Annotated in this window: 12 protein-coding genes; 9 read left to right on the top strand and 3 right to left on the bottom strand. The window is 54.5% G+C overall.

Going from position 1 to position 19097, the window contains the following annotated elements; all coding sequences use genetic code 11:
- Nucleotides 1-206 precede the first annotated feature (206 nt).
- The 3 genes from NEA10_RS16020 (at nt 207) to NEA10_RS16010 (ending at nt 3577) form a co-directional block, all read left to right on the top strand.
- Complete coding sequence (locus NEA10_RS16020; RefSeq protein ID WP_252662366.1) at nt 207-1217, top strand: FliH/SctL family protein; 1011 nt, start codon at nt 207-209, stop codon at nt 1215-1217.
- Nucleotides 1218-1428: 211 nt separating this feature from the next.
- Entirely contained in the window at nt 1429-2427 is a 999-nt protein-coding gene (locus NEA10_RS16015; protein ID WP_252662365.1) for a FliH/SctL family protein, read from the top strand.
- Between the two features lie 211 nt (nt 2428-2638).
- The gene (locus NEA10_RS16010; RefSeq protein ID WP_252662364.1) at nt 2639-3577 is read left to right on the top strand and encodes an RpnC/YadD family protein; all 939 of its coding nucleotides are present in this window, start codon (nt 2639-2641) and stop codon (nt 3575-3577) included.
- Between the two features lie 32 nt (nt 3578-3609).
- On the opposite strand, the gene NEA10_RS16005 is transcribed toward NEA10_RS16010, so the two are convergent.
- Complete coding sequence (locus tag NEA10_RS16005; protein WP_252662363.1) at nt 3610-9471, bottom strand: translocation/assembly module TamB domain-containing protein; 5862 nt, start codon at nt 9469-9471, stop codon at nt 3610-3612.
- Nucleotides 9472-9770: 299 nt separating this feature from the next.
- Between NEA10_RS16005 and NEA10_RS16000 the strand changes: the two genes are divergently transcribed.
- The 3 genes from NEA10_RS16000 to NEA10_RS15990 are packed head-to-tail and all read left to right on the top strand — an operon-like array spanning nt 9771 to nt 12728.
- A complete protein-coding gene (locus tag NEA10_RS16000; protein WP_252662362.1) occupies nt 9771-10898 on the top strand; it encodes an ATP-grasp domain-containing protein in 1128 nt (375 codons plus the stop codon).
- An 11-nt stretch (nt 10899-10909) separates the two neighbouring features.
- On the top strand, nt 10910-11842 hold the full coding sequence (locus NEA10_RS15995) for a succinate--CoA ligase subunit alpha (protein WP_252662361.1): 933 nt from the start codon (nt 10910-10912) through the stop codon (nt 11840-11842).
- 19 nt (nt 11843-11861) lie between these two features.
- A complete protein-coding gene (locus NEA10_RS15990) occupies nt 11862-12728 on the top strand; it encodes a carbohydrate ABC transporter permease (RefSeq protein WP_252662359.1) in 867 nt (288 codons plus the stop codon).
- Here the strand turns inward: NEA10_RS15990 and NEA10_RS15985 are convergent.
- Entirely contained in the window at nt 12725-14389 is a 1665-nt protein-coding gene (locus NEA10_RS15985; RefSeq protein WP_252662357.1) for a SulP family inorganic anion transporter, read from the bottom strand. The two genes, NEA10_RS15990 and NEA10_RS15985, sit on opposite strands and share 4 nt — an antisense overlap.
- 211 nt (nt 14390-14600) lie before the next feature.
- Here NEA10_RS15985 and NEA10_RS15980 point away from each other — a divergent pair, with 211 nt between their 5' ends.
- The 3 genes from NEA10_RS15980 (at nt 14601) to purL (ending at nt 18443) form a co-directional block, all read left to right on the top strand.
- The gene (locus NEA10_RS15980) at nt 14601-15515 is read left to right on the top strand and encodes a LysR family transcriptional regulator (RefSeq protein WP_252665380.1); all 915 of its coding nucleotides are present in this window, start codon (nt 14601-14603) and stop codon (nt 15513-15515) included.
- A 63-nt stretch (nt 15516-15578) separates the two neighbouring features.
- Entirely contained in the window at nt 15579-16022 is a 444-nt protein-coding gene (locus tag NEA10_RS15975) for a DUF2996 domain-containing protein (protein WP_252662355.1), read from the top strand.
- Between the two features lie 84 nt (nt 16023-16106).
- Nucleotides 16107-18443 (top strand): phosphoribosylformylglycinamidine synthase subunit PurL, encoded by a 2337-nt coding sequence (gene purL, locus NEA10_RS15970; RefSeq protein WP_252662353.1) that lies wholly within the window; start codon nt 16107-16109, stop codon nt 18441-18443.
- Between the two features lie 119 nt (nt 18444-18562).
- On the opposite strand, the gene NEA10_RS15965 is transcribed toward purL, so the two are convergent.
- Nucleotides 18563-18925 carry a helix-turn-helix domain-containing protein gene (locus NEA10_RS15965; RefSeq protein ID WP_374111783.1) on the bottom strand — a complete coding sequence of 121 codons (363 nt, stop codon included), beginning with the start codon at nt 18923-18925 and terminating at the stop codon, nt 18563-18565.
- Nucleotides 18926-19097 lie beyond the last annotated feature (172 nt).

Raw genomic sequence — 19097 nt, 5'->3', positions numbered from 1 at the left:
AACAAGTCATTCCATTTAGGTAAAAGCACCAGAATTTTTGCCTAAGTCGGGGAAGGCTTCGCCGGTGCGGCCGGCGGAAAGCCAAACATCTAAGTTGCGCAATTTTTTTGAACTTGTACCTTATAGATTGCCGTACAGAAACCCCCGCCAAGCCTCCCCAACCGAGGTAAACTAGACGGCAGCCCCCGCGCCCAACTCAACTTGCCGTGACCCGTTTCATCCACGACCAGTTTGCCAAAGACTATCTCGAAGAACTACTCACCCCCTACGGAACCATCCAATCCCCGCGACGAGTGGCGGGGGAAGTCCGACAAATCGACCTCTGGTTTGACCCCAACCCCGAAACTCCCGAGTCCCCGGCCCCCCTGGGACTCTTGGCTCGAACCCTAGACCATCCCGCCATTTTCGAACCCTACCGCAACCCCGTCACCGCCAGTGAAATCCGCGATTGTGTCCTCAAACTCCTGGTCATCTGCGCTGAACTCGAACGAGAGGCGCGACGACAACAAACCCCACTCCCCGACTCCCGCCAACCCCGTCTCTGGATTCTCACCCCAACCGCCTCCGACAACCTCTTAGAAGGCGTTGGTGCTACCCTAGAGAGAGAAACTTGGGGCGACGGCATTTATCATTTAGCACCCCGATGGCAAACTGCCATTATCGTCATCCACCAACTCCCTCGTCATCTCGATACTCTGTGGCTGAGGGTTTTAGGGCGAGGTCGGGTTCAGCAACAAGCCATTGATGAACTCGAACAACTCTCCCCAGACAATCCCTTTCGTCGCAACGCCTTAATGCTGCTCAACCGTCTCAAAGCTGACCTAGAAAGTAATAACACCCCCAATCCGGAGGATAGAGAGTTAATTATGCGTTTATCTCCTCTATTTGACCAACAACTTGAAGCCGCTCAACTCTCAGGCCGACAACAGGGACTTGAACAGGGACGAGAACAAGGACTTGAACAGGGACTTGAACAGGGACGAGAACAAGGACTTGAACAGGGACGAGAACAAGGACTTGAACAGGGACGAGAACAGGGTCGGGAACGGGAACGACGAGAGGCGATCGCCAGCCTGCTCGAAGCCCGCTTCGGCCCCCTAGACGACGAACTCAGCCAACTCCTGGACATCCTAATCCAGCGTCCCTCCAGCGAAATCATGCCCCTGCTGCTGCAACTGGAGCGCGAAGAATTAACCGAACAGTTTAAATCACCCTAACCCCCCATCGCAGGATAGAGACAACTCTACCCCCCGAAAAAACCCCCAGTTTCCTCAAGAAATCGGGGGTCAACTCATCGAGTTGGTGGGGATTGAGCCACCACTACCGCCAACATGGGCAAATACATCGACAAGAGAATCGAGCCAACCCTCCCCCCAATGACCACAATGGTAAACTAGACCGCAGCCTCCGCGCCCAACTCAACTCACTGTGACCCGTTTCATCCACGACCAGTTTGCCAAAGACTATCTCGAAGAACTGCTAACCCCCTATGGAAGCATCCAATCACCGCGACGAGTAGCGGGGGAAGTCCGACAAATCGACCTCTGGTTTGACCCCAACCCCTCAACTCCCTTATCCCCGGCTCCCTTGGGACTCTTGGCTCGGACTCTGGACTATCCCGCCATCTTTGAACCCTATCGCAACCCCGTCACCGCCAGTGAAATCCGCGATTGTGTCCTCAAACTCCTCGTCATCTGCGCCGAACTCGAACGAGAGGCCCGACGACAACAAATCCCAGTCCCCGACTCGCGCCAACCCCATCTCTGGATTCTCACCCCAACCGCCTCCGACAACCTCTTAGAAGGCGTTGGTGCTACCCTAGAGAGAGAAGCTTGGGGCGACGGCATTTATCATTTAGCACCCCGATGGCAAACTACCATTATCGTCATCCACCAACTCCCTCGCCATCTCGATACTCTGTGGCTGAGGGTTTTAGGGCGAGGTCGGGTTCAGCAACAAGCCATTGATGAACTCGAACAACTCTCCCCAGACAATCCCTTTCGTCGCAACGCCTTAATGCTGCTCAACCGCCTCAAAGCTGACCTAGAAAGTAATAACACCCCCAATCCGGAGGATAGAGAGTTAATTATGCGTTTATCTCCTCTATTTGACCAACAACTTGAAGCCGCTCAACTCTCAGGCCGACAACAGGGACTCGAACAGGGACTTGAACAGGGACGAGAACAAGGACTTGAACAGGGACTCGAACAGGGACTTGAACAGGGACTTGAACAGGGACTCGAACAGGGTCGGGAACGGGAACGACGAGAGGCGATCGCCAGCCTGCTCGAAGCCCGCTTCGGTCCCCTAGACGACGAACTCAGCCAACTCCTGGACATCCTGATCCAGCGTCCCTCCAGCGAAATCATGCCCCTACTGCTGCAACTCTCGCGCCAGGAATTAAGCGAACAGTTTAAATCACCCTAACCCCCCATCGCAGGATAGAGACAACTCTACCCCCCGAAAAAACCCCCAGTTTCCTCAAGAAATCGGGGGTCAACTCATCGAGTTGGTGGGGATTGAGCCACCACTACCGCCAACATGGGCAAATACATCGACAAGAGAATCGAGCCAACCCTCCCCCCAATGACCACAATGGTAAACTAGACCGCAGCCTCCGCGCCCAACTCAACTCACTGTGACCCGTTTCATCCACGACCAGTTTGCCAAAGACTATCTCGAAGAACTGCTAACCCCCTATGGAAGCATCCAATCACCGCGACGAGTAGCGGGGGAAGTCCGACAAATCGACCTCTGGTTTGACCCCAACCCCTCAACTCCCTTATCCCCGGCTCCCTTGGGACTCTTGGCTCGGACTCTGGACTATCCCGCCATCTTTGAACCCTATCGCAACCCCGTCACCGCCAGTGAAATCCGCGATTGTGTCCTCAAACTCCTCGTCATCTGCGCCGAACTCGAACGAGAGGCCCGACGACAACAAATCCCAGTCCCCGACTCGCGCCAACCCCATCTCTGGATTCTCACCCCAACCGCCTCCGACAACCTCTTAGAAGGCGTTGGTGCTACCCTAGAGAGAGAAGCTTGGGGCGACGGCATTTATCATTTAGCACCCCGATGGCAAACTACCATTATCGTCATCCACCAACTCCCTCGCCATCTCGATACTCTATGGCTGAGAGTTTTAGGGCGGGGTCGAGTTCAGCAACAAGCCATTGATGAACTCGAACAACTCTCCCCAGACAATCCCTTTCGCCGCAACGCCTTAATGCTGCTCAACCGTCTCAAAGCTGACCTAGAAAGTAATAACACCCCTAATCCGGAGGATAGAGAGTTAATTATGCGTTTATCTCCTCTATTTGACCAACAACTTGAAGCCGCTCAACTCTCAGGCCGACAACAGGGACTTGAACAGGGACTCGAACAGGGACTCGAACAGGGTCGGGAACGGGAACGACGAGAGGCGATCGCCAGCCTGCTCGAAGCCCGCTTCGGTCCCCTAGACGAGGAACTTAGCCAACTCCTGGACATCCTGATTCAGCGTCCCTCCAGCGAAATCATGCCCCTACTGCTGCAACTGGAGCGCCAGGAATTAAGCGAACAGTTTAAAGCACCCTAAACGCCCATTCAAACTTTCTGCCCGGATGAGTCTTAAAACCGTAACTCATAGCGTAATTCAATAGAACTAAACCCCGGCCTATCCCCATCTGTCTGTCCCCCTTGCAGTAAAAAGCCGCTCAGACCATAGTCATACGTGAGTCCTAACAGAGAGCGGTCATTGAGTTCATAAATCGCCTCAATTTGACCGATAGGAAACACACTTAAGCGATCCAACCCGATCGCCCCTCCCGCCTGATTAGTCACTCGGTCAATATCCACCAACAGTCCCGTTAACTGGGGTTCCAAGACAAAGCGTAGCAGAGCATATTCAAACAACTCCGTCCCCCGCAGACCCGCAATCTCATCAATGGTGGTCAGCACTTGTCCCCCCAGCAAAGAGACTAACTCATTCTCACTGCGGCTGGGAATACTACTCAACCGCACCGTTTCCAACAAAGCCTGATTGCGTTGAAATCCCTCAACTTGAACCACCTCAGGGGATTCCGCCAACACCGCATCAAGGAGATCTTGAGCCATGGCCTCAATGGTGACATTGACCAACAGTTGGCGAGACTGACGTAGGGGAAGAATGGTCGTATCGGGAACTTCATTACTATCGCGATCTCGATCGGCGATGGGATTGCGGCGTTCCTCAGAAACGAGAGTGGACATCTGAAGATCTAACCGTGGATTCAATAGGCCCTCCTCCGGGATAAACTCTACCGTTTGCGGACGGCCGGGAGTAATAAAAAAGAGATTACTAAGCAGATCCAATTGTCCTCGTTCCACTGAGATAACCCCCTGAGGACGCAAATTCTCCAAATTGCCATCCACCACTCCACTCACCAGCAAATCTCCCGTCACCCGTACATTAAAACTGGGAATCGGATTGACAATATTTAAACGCTCCCCGAGGACAATGCGAAATTCATCTAAAACTGGCGTAATCAACGGTGATGTCCCAGCCACACTCCCCTCCTGGGAGGGGTTAGGGGTGGGTTCCCCTCCGGAGGAGGGGTTAGGGGTGGGTTCCCCTCCGGAGGAGGAGTTAGGGGTGGGTTTCCCTCCGGAGGAGGAGTTAGGGGTGGGTTCCCCTCCAAAAAACTCTCCAGTTGGGATAGAGACTCGACCTCGGGAGACCTCAATTCCCCCAGAGACGACAGGGGTGAGGGCGGTTCCCGTCACCGTAATCCGGCCATCCAACAGACCGTTATAAAGACCATCAAGGGCGATCGCCCCCTGATCCACAGTCAACGTTAACGGACGCTCCAGTTCCAGATCAGGGGTTAATAGAGGTAACACTCCCCCCAAACGGAACTCCCCTTCCGCCACCTGGGCCAGCAAGTCATCAACCATGATCGCCTCTTGATTAAAGCGAATCACCCCATCCACCTGAGTCTCCGCATCCGGGAGGGCCGTCGCCGCCAACTGAGCCTGATCCAGCGCGATCGCCCCCTCCGCCACTACAGAATTGAGAATCTGCTGAATCTCCCCAGACGTCAACGCCAGCAGATCCACACTCACCTCCAAATCCACCATTCCCTCGCCACCTAGCCACACCACCGCCCCCTCACTAATGGCCTCAATCAACTCAAACGCCGGCGTATCCAAGGCGACTCGGGCCCGGGCGATCGCCCTCTCGGGGGGTAAATCCGCAAAGGGTACGGGAACACTCACCTGGAAACGACTCCAATCCGGCGTGACTGTCGCCAACTCAAACTGCTGATTCTCATAGCGAAAATTACCCAAAAACGGGTCCAGGGGGCGCTGATTGAGAACCGGATTCGCGATCGCCACCTCCCCGGCCAACCTCGGCTGTTGCAGACTTCCGCCAAACTCTCCCTGAAGATTCACCGTACCCGCCACATCAACCGGTAACGCCACAAACTGCTGCAAAAGACTCACCGGGAAATCCCTCACCGTCACCTCCCCGTCCAACCTCTCGGGAGACAACGTCCCCACCACAGATGCTTGTCCTCCCTCCGCCAACAGACTCGCCTCCTCCAGCGTCAGCACCTGATTCTCGACCCGGGCCCGCACATTCAGCGCATCGAGACGCAAAGAGGGCCGAGGAGTCGGAACCTCAGCACGAAAGGCGGCGGGAATTGGCGGTTGAGGAGTCCAACGCCAATTCTCCGCCGTCAGTTCCGCCCTCAGATTGGGATTTCCCAGAGTTCCCCCCAAATCCACCTCAGCCCTATAGGTTCCCTCAACCTCCACCACTTGAGGGAGTTGTGGCTCATCGGGGGGCTGAATCCGTTGTCTCACCTGCTGACGAATGCGGTTAAATAACGCCACTTGTTCAGGGAGCGATCGCTCAGGAATCCCCACCCCCGTCGCCGTCAAGTCCCCAGGGTCTAAACTGGGGCTGGCGATCCCACGGCGTAACAGGTCCTCAAGTTCATACCAAGCCACCGTCGTCAGCAAATCCCCCACCTCAGCCTCCTCCACCGTCAGCCGTCCCCAAACGGGAGCCGTTTCCCAAGCGTTCAGGGGAATCTGGCCTTGCAACATCGCCAACAGATCCAGTTCCGTCCCCCCACTAAGAACCAGGCGCGTCTCTTGGAATTGCAGCATTCCATCGCGAATCTGGGCCTGTTGTCCGTCATAGCCAAACTCAGCCGCGATCGCCTCTCCCCGTAAATACCCCAACGCTGGATTGGCGATCGCCACCTGGCCCTGACTCTCCAGGGTAAACAGATCGGCCACAATCCTCCCCGTCACCTGACCACTAATAGGGTCAGCAATACCAAACGGTTCTCCCGGAAGTACATTTAACAGACTTAACTCAAAGGAGTCTAACCCCAATTGAAAGCGATCGCCCTGACGTTCTCCCACCGCCAAAAACTCAATCGACTCCCCATCCGTTTTACGAATCTGCACCCGTTCGGGCAAATAGGGAGCCAAACAGCGAGGCTCCTGACAGGCTCCTAAAGCAACGGCTAGGCGATCGCCCTGAGGTCGTTCCCCCTGCAACTCCAGAGCCACCCGGTCCCCCGTGCGAGCCTGAACCGTTCCCCGCAGCCGAGGCTCAAACTCAATCTCATTCACCCCAAAATTCCTCAAATCCACCCCTCCCACCAGATTGAGATTTCCTGGCCCAAAGGGGTTTGACAGCAGATTGCGGCCGTGAAAACGTCCCGTAAAATCCACCCGTCCCCGAACATTAACCCCACTGGGACTGGGCAAATTTTCCCCCACCGTCACATCCGCCAGTAATAGCGTTAAGGGGAGCCGGTCTGAATCATAATTGGCCTGAATCTCTAAATCTGTCTCTAAATCTGGGCGTTGAGTGAGATTGCTTAACACCGCATCCCCTCGGGCCCAGAGTAAATCCCCATCAAGATTAGCTGTTAACTGATGGAGTCGGGCCGGAATGGGTACGCTCCCCAACTGTAATAAAGGCGTTAAGGACCCCGAGAGATGACTATTGGCCTGTAATGTCGCGGGGAAGCGGGGACTGGTGACAATGCGATCGCCCAGCAACTCCTCAACCAACGCATCATCCACAGGGAACTCAGCATCACTAATCAGTTGCCATTGTCCCCCCGCCACTTGAGCTGAGAGGCGTCCAAACCCCTGATTGAGGGCCAAGTCCGCTTGGCTGCTGATTTGGGGGTCCAGTCGACTGAGGTCTCCTTGTTCAATCACGTGTAGGACGTTGGCTAGAGAGAGGTTCGCCTGTCCCTGAGCATTGAGGAGGGACACCGTCGCGGGAAGATTAGCTAAATAGGGATTTAAGGCGATATTGGCCACATTGAAATCACTGTCAACCCGGCCATCTCGGACTTGAGTTCTGACCTGGGCCGTTCCCTCGGCGACAGCTAAGTCTCCCTCCGCCTGCACCGTAATCCCGCCAAAGTCTTGGTTGAGGGCGGCCAGCAGTCCATTCAGGGACGTTTCAACCTGGGCCTGACCCCTTTCCAACCTCACCCCCAGGGGGAGGGCCAAATCAAGACCCTGGGCTGAGAGTCCCGAGGCGATCGCCTCTAAACGAATCTCCCCCCCTTGCAAGAGTCCCTGCACTTGAGCCTGTCCATCTGCCAAGGCGATTGCTAAGTCCGCCGTTCCCTCAATCCCTCCAATTATTCCCTCCGGGGAGAGGTCATCCCATCGCCCCGAGACTTGGGCATTCAACTGACTCAGTTCTGTCGTTCGGGCCAGGAACGGCGATAGGTTGAGGGGGGTGGACCGTAAATCTGCCTGCCAGGTTCGCTCCCCTAAGTCCGCCAAGCCTGTCACAGTCACCTCTCCTCCGGCGGCGATAATATCCGCTCCCTCTAATTGGACAAGACCATTGGCCAACCGAGCCGTTCCCCGACTGCTGGCGGCCCCCAACTGGGGAATCAACAGGTCAGGAGTTGTCCAAGTTACGGTTCCCTCGGGATTGTCTAGAGTTCCCCCGAGGTCAATTTGAGCCAGCAGTTGCCCCAATCCCAGAGAAGGAGGTAAATCTACATAGGGAGCGGCCAGGGCATCACTGGGGAGGTCAACTCGGACATCCAGGTTGAGGTTAGCACTAGGAGACCGTTGGGGCCGTCCATCGAGAAGAGCCTCGGGAAGTTGCAGTAGGAGGGGGGCCGTCCATTGGGAAATCTCAGCATTGCCCCGGGCCAGGACGCTTCCCCCCACCCCCGGACTGAGACGAAAACCATTGAGAACCACGCGATCGAGGTTAGCCGAGAGGTTGGCTCGCAGTTCTGAAATGACCGTTTGGGCGACAATCAGCGGTGTGCGATTGCTGAGATTGAGAGTTAATTGGGGGTCGTTGAGGTCTCCCAGGAGTTGAGCCTGCCCTTGAATATCGCCGCTTAAGCCGATTGTATCTAGGGGTTCGAGGAGGGGGTCATTGAGTAGGGTTGAAAGGCGTTCTAGGGCGATATTATTGGTGCTGACGTTGAAATTATAGCCAGAGACCTGGCTGAGTTCTCCCTCTCCCTGGAGTTCCAGGGTCCCCGTGGCGGCGGTGAAGCGATCGAGGTGCAGGCGATCGCCCTGAAAGCGGATGTCGGCCCCGGCCCTGAGGGGCTGACGCAGTTCAGGAAGGCGAACCACCAGGTCGTCGAGGCTGAGGGGTCCTTGAATCTGGGGAATCTGAACCTCCAAGTCTCCCTCCGGAGTAATGAGGGGGGGAACCTCCAGATTGAGATTTCCGTTGAGACGACCACTCATCAAATCCAGGCGATCGCCCACGAACGGAGGCAACAAGACTAAAAACTGCTCCAATTCCACCTCCTGCAAGCGAGTATTCACTCGGCTTTCCAGACTATTCAGGCGAGTGTTGCCCCGTAGGTACACCGTTCCCTTAGGTAAGGTCACCGCTACGTCGTAATAGGCATTTTCAAAGGCTTGAGTCAACTCCGTTCGTCCCTCAAACCCCAGTTCCCAGGGGTCGGAACTGCCCTGGGGCGTCAGCTCAAGACTACCCCCCTCTAAAATTAGATGCAGAGGGATCTCTAGGGGTAACTCCTCGTCTCTGGGCTCCGGAAGATTGAGATCTAACGTCAGCCAAGTGCCATCCTCTCCTTGTTGGGCCATAAGCCTGGGTTCTCGCAGCGTAACCCGGATGGGCAATTCTCCCCGCAGCAGGGCCGGCACATCATAGCCCACCTCAATCTGCTGAACTTGTAGAGAATTGGGGTTCCCCTCACTCGGTGGAAGATAGAGGCCTGCGATTTCGATGCCTCTGAGGGATAGCCCTTGCACCGGTCCGACTTCCAGAGGACGATTGAGAATGGGGACCACTTGGGCCTCCACCCAGCCCGGAAGGTGCGATCGCAGCCAGTTCAGGGAGACACGATAGCCCAGGACGGCCACCACAAGGGTCGTTCCCCCAATAATCAAGCCTCGTTTGAGGCGACGGTGTTGCCCTGAGGGGGGATTTGGTTCAGGTTGAGGAGATGGATTCGCCATAAAACCCCCTAAAAGGAAGCGTTAATGAGTCGGGCAGCCAATATTATAGGGGCCAAACATTTTTTGCCCCTGGATTAATGTTGACCTCATCGATCGAGGTTAGCCCCTGACCTAAGCCAGGAAGGCTGGCCGTTTCCGGGAAGGTCCGTTAAGATGAGAGGCTCATCTGTAATTTCGGCTTGTCTCAACTCGGGGTTCCCGATGGCAAAGCCGAACTTTTGTTTGGGAATGTAGTCCTTGTCTCAACGGTGAAGACCGGTTCGGGCTATGGTAGTTGAGTGGTGGAACACAAATCGCCCATGGATCTTCTAGAGTATCAAGCTAAAGAGCTGTTCCGCGAAACGGGCATTCCCGTCTTGCCCTCGCAGAAAATTCGTTGCCCCCAGGATTTGAAGGGGCTAAAAATTCCCTATCCTATTGTCCTCAAGTCCCAAGTTCGGGCCGGAGGACGGGGGAAAGCGGGGGGGATTCGCTTTGCGACTAATACCATCGATGCGATCGCAGCGGCCCAGGCGATTTTTAATTTGCCCATTCAGGGGGAATTGCCGGATGTGCTGCTGGCGGAAGCTAAATATAATGCCTCTCAGGAGTTCTATTTAGCGATTCTACTCGATCGCAACGCCCGTCGCCCGGTCTTACTCGGGTCACCCTATGGCGGGGTGGAGGTGACCTTTACCCAGGATAAAATGCAGCGGGTCGTGGTCGATGAGGAGTTTTCCCCCTTCTATGCCCGCCGTCTGGCCCTGAAGATGGGGCTGACGGGAGAGGCAATTGAGGCGGTGAGTACCGTCATCAAGCGGATGTATCGCTTGTTTGTCCAGCAGGATTTAGATTTAGTCGAGATTAACCCCCTGGGGATTCGTGATAACGGGGAGGTGATGGCCCTCGATGGCAAAGTAACAGTCAACAACGAGGCCCTCAATCGTCATCATCACCTGACTCGGCTACTCCAAGAACGGAACTTGGAGGAACCCGTGTATTCGGGAGTCTTTCCCGCCCATGATTTCGTGGAACTCGATGGCAAACTGGGCATTCTCTGCAATGGGGCCGGGTTGACCATGGCCACCTTCGATTTAGTCCGTGAAGCCAAGGGAAAACCGGCGAATTTCCTCAATTTGGGCAGTGAGCAAACTTGGTATGGCAGCGATGAAGACCCCTTAGAACGGTTACGATTGGGGTTGGAGGCGGTCACAGACTCCTCGGAGGTCTCGGTGGTTTTGGTCAACCTCATCGCCGGCGTCACCCTCTGCCAAGATATTGCCACAACCTTGGTGGAGTTTAGTACACAGCTCGATCGCCCTTGTAAATGGATTGTTCGCCTCGTGGGGGGAGATGTGGCGGCCGCTGAGAAAACCCTCAAGCAGGCCAACCTCACCACCGTTAAAAGTCTCGATGAAGCCGTCTCTCTTGCTGTCAAAGCCGTATAAGTTACTCACTCATGCAGTTCACCGCCGATACGAACGTTCTAATTCATGGCATTGCCGAACCTCTGGCCGCCACCCATAGTATTTTGATGAAAGCCTATGGAACTCAAGTGGTGGCGGGGGTGAGTCCCGGTTTGGGGGGCAGTGAACGGGATGGGATTCCGGTGTATGACTTGGTGGAAGTGGCCATGAAGGAGGTGGGCCCCATTGATACGGCGGTGATTTTCGTGAAACCCTATTTGGTGTTGGATGCGGCCCTAGAGGCGATCGCAGCGGGGATTCGTCGCCTGGCAATTGTTACGGAAGGGATGCCGCCGATGGATATGGTGACGTTAATCCGCAAGGCGGATTCAACGGAAACTCTCGTTATTGGCCCGAGTAGTCCGGGGTTGATTATTCCCGGTGAGATTCTCTTGGGAACCCACCCGGCGGAGTTTTATAGTCCGGGTTCGGTAGGGTTGATTAGCCGCTGTGGAACCCTCACCTATGAGATTGCTCTCTCCTTGACGGAAGCGGGGTTAGGACAGTCGATTGGGGTCAGTATTGGTGGGGATGGGATTCTCGGCTCGTCCTTTGCTCAATGGTTACAGATTTTGGATGAGGACGATCGCACTGAGGTGATTGTGATTGTCGGGGAAATTGGCGGTAGTGGCGAGGAAGCAGCGGCGGAATATGTGGCCGAAGCCATTGATAAACCGGTGATTGCTTATGTGGCGGGCCGTCATGTCCCCAAGGGACGACGATTGGGCCATGCGGGGGCGATCGCCGCGAACCTCAGTTATAAAACTGAGAAAAAACTTAAGCAAGCGGGCGATACGGCTTTATTTGATCTGAATATTGGTACCGCTGAACATAAAATCGAAGCGTTTAAAAAGGCTGGCATTCCCGTGGCGGAGCGTCCCTCGGAAATTTCTGAGTTGGTAAAACAAGCTTTGAAGTCGGGTTGAACCCACTGGATGAGGAACGATGGCGAAACTGGGATTTAGCAATTCAACCTGGCTAGCTTGGGGATTTCTGGCCCCGGCGTTGCTGCTGTTGTCTATCTTTGTTTTAGGGCCGATTGGCTATTTAATTTATTTAAGCTTTACCACGGGCAGTTTCACCCAAAGCGGCACTCAATGGGTGGGATGGTCGAATTATGAACGGGCGATCGCCTCCCCGGAGTTTTGGCAGGTGTTGGGCAATACCCTCTATTTCTCCCTAGGGACGATTATCCCCAGTATTATCCTACCTCTAATCCTTGCGGCACTTCTGGAGCAGGCGATCGCCCTCAAATCCCTGTTGCGAACCGCCTATTTCCTCCCCGCCATTACCTCCATGGTGGCGGTGGGGTTAGGCTGGCGTTGGCTATTCCAAACCAATGGCCCCGTCAATGCCTTGTTAGAACCCCTCGGCATCACTCCCATTGCTTGGTTAGGAAGTTCCACCTGGGCCATGCCAATTCTGATTCTACTGAGTATCTGGAAACAACTGGGATTTAACTTAGTGGTGTTTCTGGCCGGCTTACAAGCCATTCCTCAATCTCGCTATGAGGCGGCTAAACTGGATGGGGCCAATGGCTTACAGCAGTTTCGTCATGTGACCCTGCCGGGCCTGTACCCCACCCTCGTTTTCGTAATTGTCACGACGGCCATGTTCACCCTCCGCAGCTTTGAACAAGTCTATGTCATTACTGAAGGGGGCCCCTTAAACTCCACTAATATCTTGGTCTATTACATTTATCAAGAGGCTTTTGCCCTCTTTGATATCGGCTATGCGGCGGCTTCAGCCACATTGCTGTTGCTAGTCGCCTTGTCCTTAGTTACCCTCCAAGTACAACTGACGGAAACCTAAACCACAGACGCCCACGGAGTCTCGCCGAGGGTTTCGACGACCTGATTGAGAGCTTCCCGCAGGGTTGCCGTTTGATGATCTCGGGGAACTTGACTGAGAATTTCAAATTTCTCTAAACGACGTTCCACTTTCCCCGAACTGCCCACCACATAAACGTCTAAACCCCGTTTTCGAGCATCCTTGACCATTTTTTCCATAGCCAGGGAAGCCGTGACTCCTAACATGGGAACATCACGAAAGTCTAAGATAAGAACCCGATACTGCCCAATCAGGGAATGGCGTTGGGAAATGGCTTTAGCGGCCCCAAAACTGAGGGAGGTTCCCAGATGCAGAAGCAAAACCTGTCCTTTGACTCGGTCTAAGAGCAGTTGTTCTTCATGTTCGAGAAGTTCTGCGGCGTCTGGGTCGGTAATGGCTTTGATATGTTGAGATTGTATATCAGATAAACGCTGAATTGTCAAGACATTGGCCACGAAAACCCCCACGCCAACGGCAACAATTAAATCCACAAAGACCGTTAGGAGGAGTACCCCATACATGATGGCAGCGGCTTTGAGGGAGAGGTGATGGGCCCGTTTGAGGAAACTCCAATCGACGATATCTAAACCCACTTTAAGGGCGATCGCCGCGAGAACGGTTAAGGGGACAATTTCTGTAAATCCGGCGGCCACAAAGACAAACATCAACAGGGTTAGGGCGTGAATCATCCCCGAGAGGGCAGTCCGTCCCCCAGCTTGGATATTGACCACAGTTCCCATGGTGGCCCCAGCCCCCGGCAGTCCACCACAGAGGCCCGAGAGGATATTACCCACCCCTTGGCCGATGAGTTCTTTGTCGGAGTTATGCTCGTACTGGGTGATGCTATCGGAAATCACCGAGGTCAGTAGGGAATCGATACAGCCGAGCATCCCCAACATGACGGCATCGATGAGCATCAGTTGCAATTCCGGCAGGGAAATGGTGGGCAGATACAGTTCGGGTAATCCGGCGGGAATTTCGCCGACAATTCTCAGTTGATTAGCAAATAAGGTTGCCGAAATCCCGGTTCCCAGGAGTAAGGCTAGCAGTTGGGGAGGACAGACTCGGGCAATTTGACTCGGTGTTAGGAAGAGAATCGCCAGGGTTAGACCCCCTAGGGCCAATTCCGGAAGACTGAGGTTTTCCAGCAATTCGGGTAGGGCCATGACGGTGTTTAAGACCCCACCGACCCCCTCTTGTCCCAGGAGGGGGGGCAGTTGCAGGATGACCATAATCACCCCAATCCCCGACATGAAGCCGGAAATGACCGTGTAGGGCATGAGGGTGACGTATTTCCCGAGACGTAGGACCCCAAAGAGGATTTGGAACGCTCCCGCCATCATGACAATGGTGAAGGCGATCGCCCAACCTTCGGGGCCGGGGTACTTAACGGTGAAGCTAGCGATGACAGCAGTGAAGACCACAGTCATGGGACCCGTGGGATTGGAGATGAGGGTGGGGGTTCCTCCAAACAGGGCCGCGAAAAAGCCCAGCAGAACTGCACTATAAATGCCCGCGATCGCCCCGGCCCCAGAGGCCACTCCGAAGGCTAAGGCCATGGGAAGTCCGACGATGGCAGCTGTGACTCCTCCGAAGAAATCACCCCGCAGGTTTCGAGTATGGATATAGTTCGTGATGTTCATAAACTGTAGTCTCAAAGGAGTGGTTGCAAAATTGACATATTTCGATGACAAGTCTTTGAGTCATTGAATTTTATCTATGATTGAGACTATCATTAAGTTAGTGAAATAAAAATACGCGAATTATAAAAATATCTAATATAAAGAGTCAGAGGGGCATATGAAAGTAAGTCACAATGGGGCTGAACGGCTGTTATCTGTCCTAGGTCTTCTCATGCTCCAAGCGACATTGCACCAATTACGTGTCTTTGAAACCGTGGCCCGTCACGGCAGCTTTACCCGGGCGGCGGAAGAACTCTCGATTACTCAACCGACGGTATCCACCCAAATCAAGCATTTGACTCAAACCATTGGTCTGCCCTTGTTTGAGCAAATTGGTAAACAACTTTATTTAACCCAGGTGGGGGAAGAACTCCTCAACACCTGTCAGACGATTTTTGAACGATTGGACAACTTCGAGATGGTGGTGGCCGATCTCCAGGGAACGAAACGGGGAAAACTACGCCTGGGGGTAGTGACGACGGCGAAATACTTTGTCCCTCGTCTGTTGGGGTCCTTCTGTCAGCAGCATCCTGATGTGGATATTGCCTTGCACGTGAGCAATCATCAAAAGTTGGTACAACGGATGCTCAACAATCAGGATGATTTCTATATTCTCAGTCACCCCCCAGAGGACATTGACTTAGTGACGACCCCATTTTTGGAGAATCCTTTAGTGGTGGTTGCATCTCGGGATCACCCTTTGGCTGAGGAGGAGACGATCCCGATTAAGAAATTGCGGGGAGAGGCGTTTATTATGCGAGAACCGGGTTCCGGGACCCGGCGAGCGGTGCAACAGGTGTTTGACCGCCATAAGGTTCAGGTCAATGTGCGGATGGAGTTGGGGAGTAATGAGGCCATTAAACAGTCAGTGATTGGCGGTTTGGGGATTTCGGTGTTATCTCTGCATTGCCTACGGCCGGATTATCAACAGGGAGAGTTGGTGATTTTGCCGGTTAAGGCGTTTCCCATTCCCTGTCGCTGGTATGTGGTGCATCGCTCTGGGAAACAGCTTTCAGTGCTGACGGAGGCGTTTCTGGAGCATCTATTATTTGAAAGTCAGTCCCTGTGGGTCGAGACTGGAGGGTGAACTCTCAGCCCCTGGGCAAAGTATACTAATCTCAACACCGCACTTGCGACCAATTGGACACTCATGGCAGAAGACGACAAAAAAGCTCAAACCACCGCTGCTAATAAAGGTGGGAACCCAAAAAAGGAAAAGCCCCCCGCCGTCGAGGATAAACCCTTCGCCGATTTCATGCACCAGGACTATCTCCCTGCCCTGAAACAGGAATTGGAAAATCAGGGGTTGGAGGATTTAGATCTCAAATTCGAGAAACGCCGAGTTCCGCCTCTGGATGCCAAGGGGGACTGCTGGCAGGTGATTGGCACGTGGCAAGGGGGCAACCGCCGCTTTGTGGTTTATTTCCCCAAAGCGGATATCAAAGGACCTCGGGCCTTCTCGTGTTCTGCTGACGGTACGCAACCGAGTACCATCGAACCCTTCCTGATGGATGAACGGAAGATTAACTTATCTCTGTTGGTTTTTGGGGTGGTGCAGCGACTCAACGCCCAGAAGTGGCTGGCCCGTAACTAAATCCCCTGGGGAACTCCAGTGAGGGAGAGACGTGGTTGCCGAAACCTGAGATAATAGCTGTTGTGGTTTTGCCCCAAGACAAGCATGGTAGCGCTTTCCGACTCTCCCTTTTCCCCCGAACAAATCGCCTCAGAAGGACTCAAACCGGGCGAATATGATGAAATCGTCCAACGACTTGGCCGACATCCCAATCGCGCCGAGTTGGGGATGTTTGGGGTGATGTGGTCAGAACATTGCTGCTATAAGAACTCCCGACCGCTACTGAAGCACTTTCCCACGACGGGCGATCGCATCCTCGTCGGCCCCGGTGAAAACGCTGGAGTCGTCGACTTTGGTGAGGGGTTGGCGATCGCCTTCAAAATCGAATCCCACAATCACCCCTCCGCCGTGGAACCCTTCCAAGGGGCCGCCACCGGCGTCGGCGGTATCCTGCGAGATATCTTCACCATGGGGGCCCGGCCCATCGCCGCCCTCAACGCCCTACGCTTCGGCCCCCTCGACCATCCCCGCACCCGCCGCATCTTTACTGGGGTCGTTGAGGGCATCTCCCACTATGGCAACTGCTTCGGTGTCCCCACCGTTGGCGGTGAAGTCTATTTCGATGCCGCCTACCGGGGTAATCCCCTCGTCAATGCCATGGCGATCGGCATCATGGAAACCGAGACCATTGTTAAATCTGGGGCTTCGGGTATTGGCAACCCCGTCCTCTACGTGGGGTCCACCACCGGCCGCGACGGCATGGGAGGCGCCAGTTTCGCCAGTGCCGAACTCAGCGATGAGTCCTCCGTCGATGACCGTCCCGCCGTCCAAGTGGGCGACCCCTTCCTAGAAAAATCCCTCGTGGAAGCCTGTCTCGAAGCCTTCAAAACCGGTGCCGTAGTAGCGGCCCAAGATATGGGGGCAGCGGGCATCACCTGTTCTACCTCAGAAATGGCAGCCAATGGCGGAGTGGGCATTGACTTTGACCTGGATAAAGTCCCCGTGCGTGAGTCGGGGATGGTTCCTTACGAATATCTCCTCTCAGAATCCCAAGAACGGATGCTGTTTGTGGCCGAGAAGGGCCGGGAACAGGAACTGATTGACGTCTTCCACAAATGGGGACTGCACGCCGTGGTGGCCGGAGAAGTCATCGAGGAACCTATGGTACGGATCCGCTTCCAGGGAGAAATTGCCGCCGAGATTCCCGCCTCCGCCCTCGCCGATAACACCCCTCTCTACCCTCGCGAAAAACCCCCTCAGCCCCCAGAATATGCCCAAACAGCCTGGGCTTGGACTCCTGAATCTCTCCCCCCCTGTCATCCCTCGGGCATCGAGGTGAATGGGGCGCTCAAGAGCTGGAATCAGGTGCTATTAGACCTATTAGATAATCCCAGTATTGCCTCGAAGGAATGGGTCTATCGCCAATATGACCACCAGGTGCAGAACAACACGGTAATTGTGCCAGGTGGGGCGGATGCAGCGGTGGTGCGCTTGCGTCCCCAGGAAAGCCAAGACTCTGGCCGGGACTGGACACGAGGCATTGCGGCGACGGTGGATTGTAATTCCCGTTATGTCTATCTCGACCCCGATGAGGGAGCGAAAGCGGTGGTAGCAGAAGCGGCCCGCAATCTCAGTTGTGTCGGGGCCGAACCGCTAGCAGTCACCGATAATCTCAATTTCGGCAGTCCTGAGAACCCCGTTGGCTATTGGCAGTTAGCCTGTGCCTGTGAGGGGTTAGCCCAGGCCTGTGAGGACTTTGGTACGCCAGTGACGGGGGGGAATGTCTCTCTGTATAACGAAACCCTGGATAGTGAAGGCAAGCCAACCCCGATTTATCCGACTCCAGTTGTGGGCATGGTGGGGTTGATTGAGAATCTGGGGCAGATTTGTGGCCAGGGTTGGCAGCAAGCGGAGGATGTGGTGTATCTGTTGGGAGTCTCGACTGAGACGCAGGAGGCCTTGGCGGCACCGACGTTAGGGGCTTCGGAGTATCTGGCGACGGTGCATCAGATAGTGGCCGGGAAACCACCTCGGGTGGATGTGGCATTGGAGAAAGCGGTGCAAGGGGCCTGTCGTCAGGGGATTCGCCGGGGTTGGGTTAACTCCGCCCATGATGTCTCGGAAGGAGGCTTGGCGGTGACGTTGGCAGAGTCCTGTTTGTCGGGCAATTTGGGGGTGACGGTGGATTTAGCGAATGGGGGCCGTTGGGATACGTTGTTGTTTGGGGAAGGGGGTGCGCGGATTGTGGTTTCGGTATCTCCCTCGGATGTGGCGGCTTGGGAGGCGCATTTGCAGGAGCAGTTATCGGGGTCTTGGCAACGGCTGGGGACGGTGTCTGGTGAGTCGTTGCAGGTATCTTCTGGGGGGGAAGGGTTGTTGAGTCTTTCGCTATCTGAGATGCGTCAGATGTATGAGGGGGCGATCGCCCGTCGCTTGGGGTAGGACTGGGGGACCGACCCCTTAGGCCCTCTCGCCTCTTGCCGGAAGAGGGCGCGCCACTTGCGGTACGCCCCTACGTCTTTTCTCTGTGTCCTCTGCGCCTCTGTGGTGACCCTCTTGCCTCATTTTTTACTCAAAACCCAGCGATTTTTTTTGCGGATAAATCCGAGTTTTTTTAACCAGCGTGATATGGTTTTTTGGCTGATGTCGTCGTCCCATAACTCTGCCATCTCCGATTGAGTTTTATCAGCATGTTCCTCAACAAAGGAGCGGAACTTAGCGATATCTTTAATTTTATGACCATGGCCGGGAGGTCGATACTCTCGGGGTTGAACGTCTCCAGTTTCCTCTTTTTGCTTGAGCCAAAGATAAATGGTATTACGGCTAATGCCAAAAATTTGACTGACTTCTGATTTTTTCATGCCATCGACTTCAATGGCTTTAATGACTTTTTGGCGCAAGTCGTAGCTATAGTTATTGGACATATCGCCCCCCTCTTAGGAACATTTCAGGTTAAGGGTATGAGATCAGATCTCATTATACCTGATGTCCTATCTGGTAAGACTGGAATCAGAGCGATATCATGAAGATCTAGGCGATGGGGTGACAGGCTGGGAGTTTAGTCTTCGATATTGTGGATAGCCCTCACAGCCGCCA

Origin of the sequence: Phormidium yuhuli AB48, assembly GCF_023983615.1 — a bacterium.
GTDB classification, from domain to species: domain Bacteria; phylum Cyanobacteriota; class Cyanobacteriia; order Cyanobacteriales; family Geitlerinemataceae; genus Sodalinema; species Sodalinema yuhuli.
The sequence above is the reverse complement of the archived record's forward strand: the minus strand, read 5'-3'. Positions and strand labels throughout refer to the sequence as shown.

Coding starts and splice junctions, on each gene's coding strand:
- NEA10_RS16005 (WP_252662363.1), bottom strand. CDS start 9,471: ATGGCGAATCCATCTCCTCAACCTGAACCAAATCCCCCCTCAGGGCAA.
- NEA10_RS16000 (WP_252662362.1), top strand. CDS start 9,771: ATGGATCTTCTAGAGTATCAAGCTAAAGAGCTGTTCCGCGAAACGGGC.
- NEA10_RS15995 (WP_252662361.1), top strand. CDS start 10,910: ATGCAGTTCACCGCCGATACGAACGTTCTAATTCATGGCATTGCCGAA.
- NEA10_RS15990 (WP_252662359.1), top strand. CDS start 11,862: ATGGCGAAACTGGGATTTAGCAATTCAACCTGGCTAGCTTGGGGATTT.
- NEA10_RS15985 (WP_252662357.1), bottom strand. CDS start 14,389: ATGAACATCACGAACTATATCCATACTCGAAACCTGCGGGGTGATTTC.
- NEA10_RS15980 (WP_252665380.1), top strand. CDS start 14,601: ATGCTCCAAGCGACATTGCACCAATTACGTGTCTTTGAAACCGTGGCC.
- NEA10_RS15975 (WP_252662355.1), top strand. CDS start 15,579: ATGGCAGAAGACGACAAAAAAGCTCAAACCACCGCTGCTAATAAAGGT.
- purL (WP_252662353.1), top strand. CDS start 16,107: ATGGTAGCGCTTTCCGACTCTCCCTTTTCCCCCGAACAAATCGCCTCA.
- NEA10_RS15965 (WP_374111783.1), bottom strand. CDS start 18,925: ATGTCCAATAACTATAGCTACGACTTGCGCCAAAAAGTCATTAAAGCC.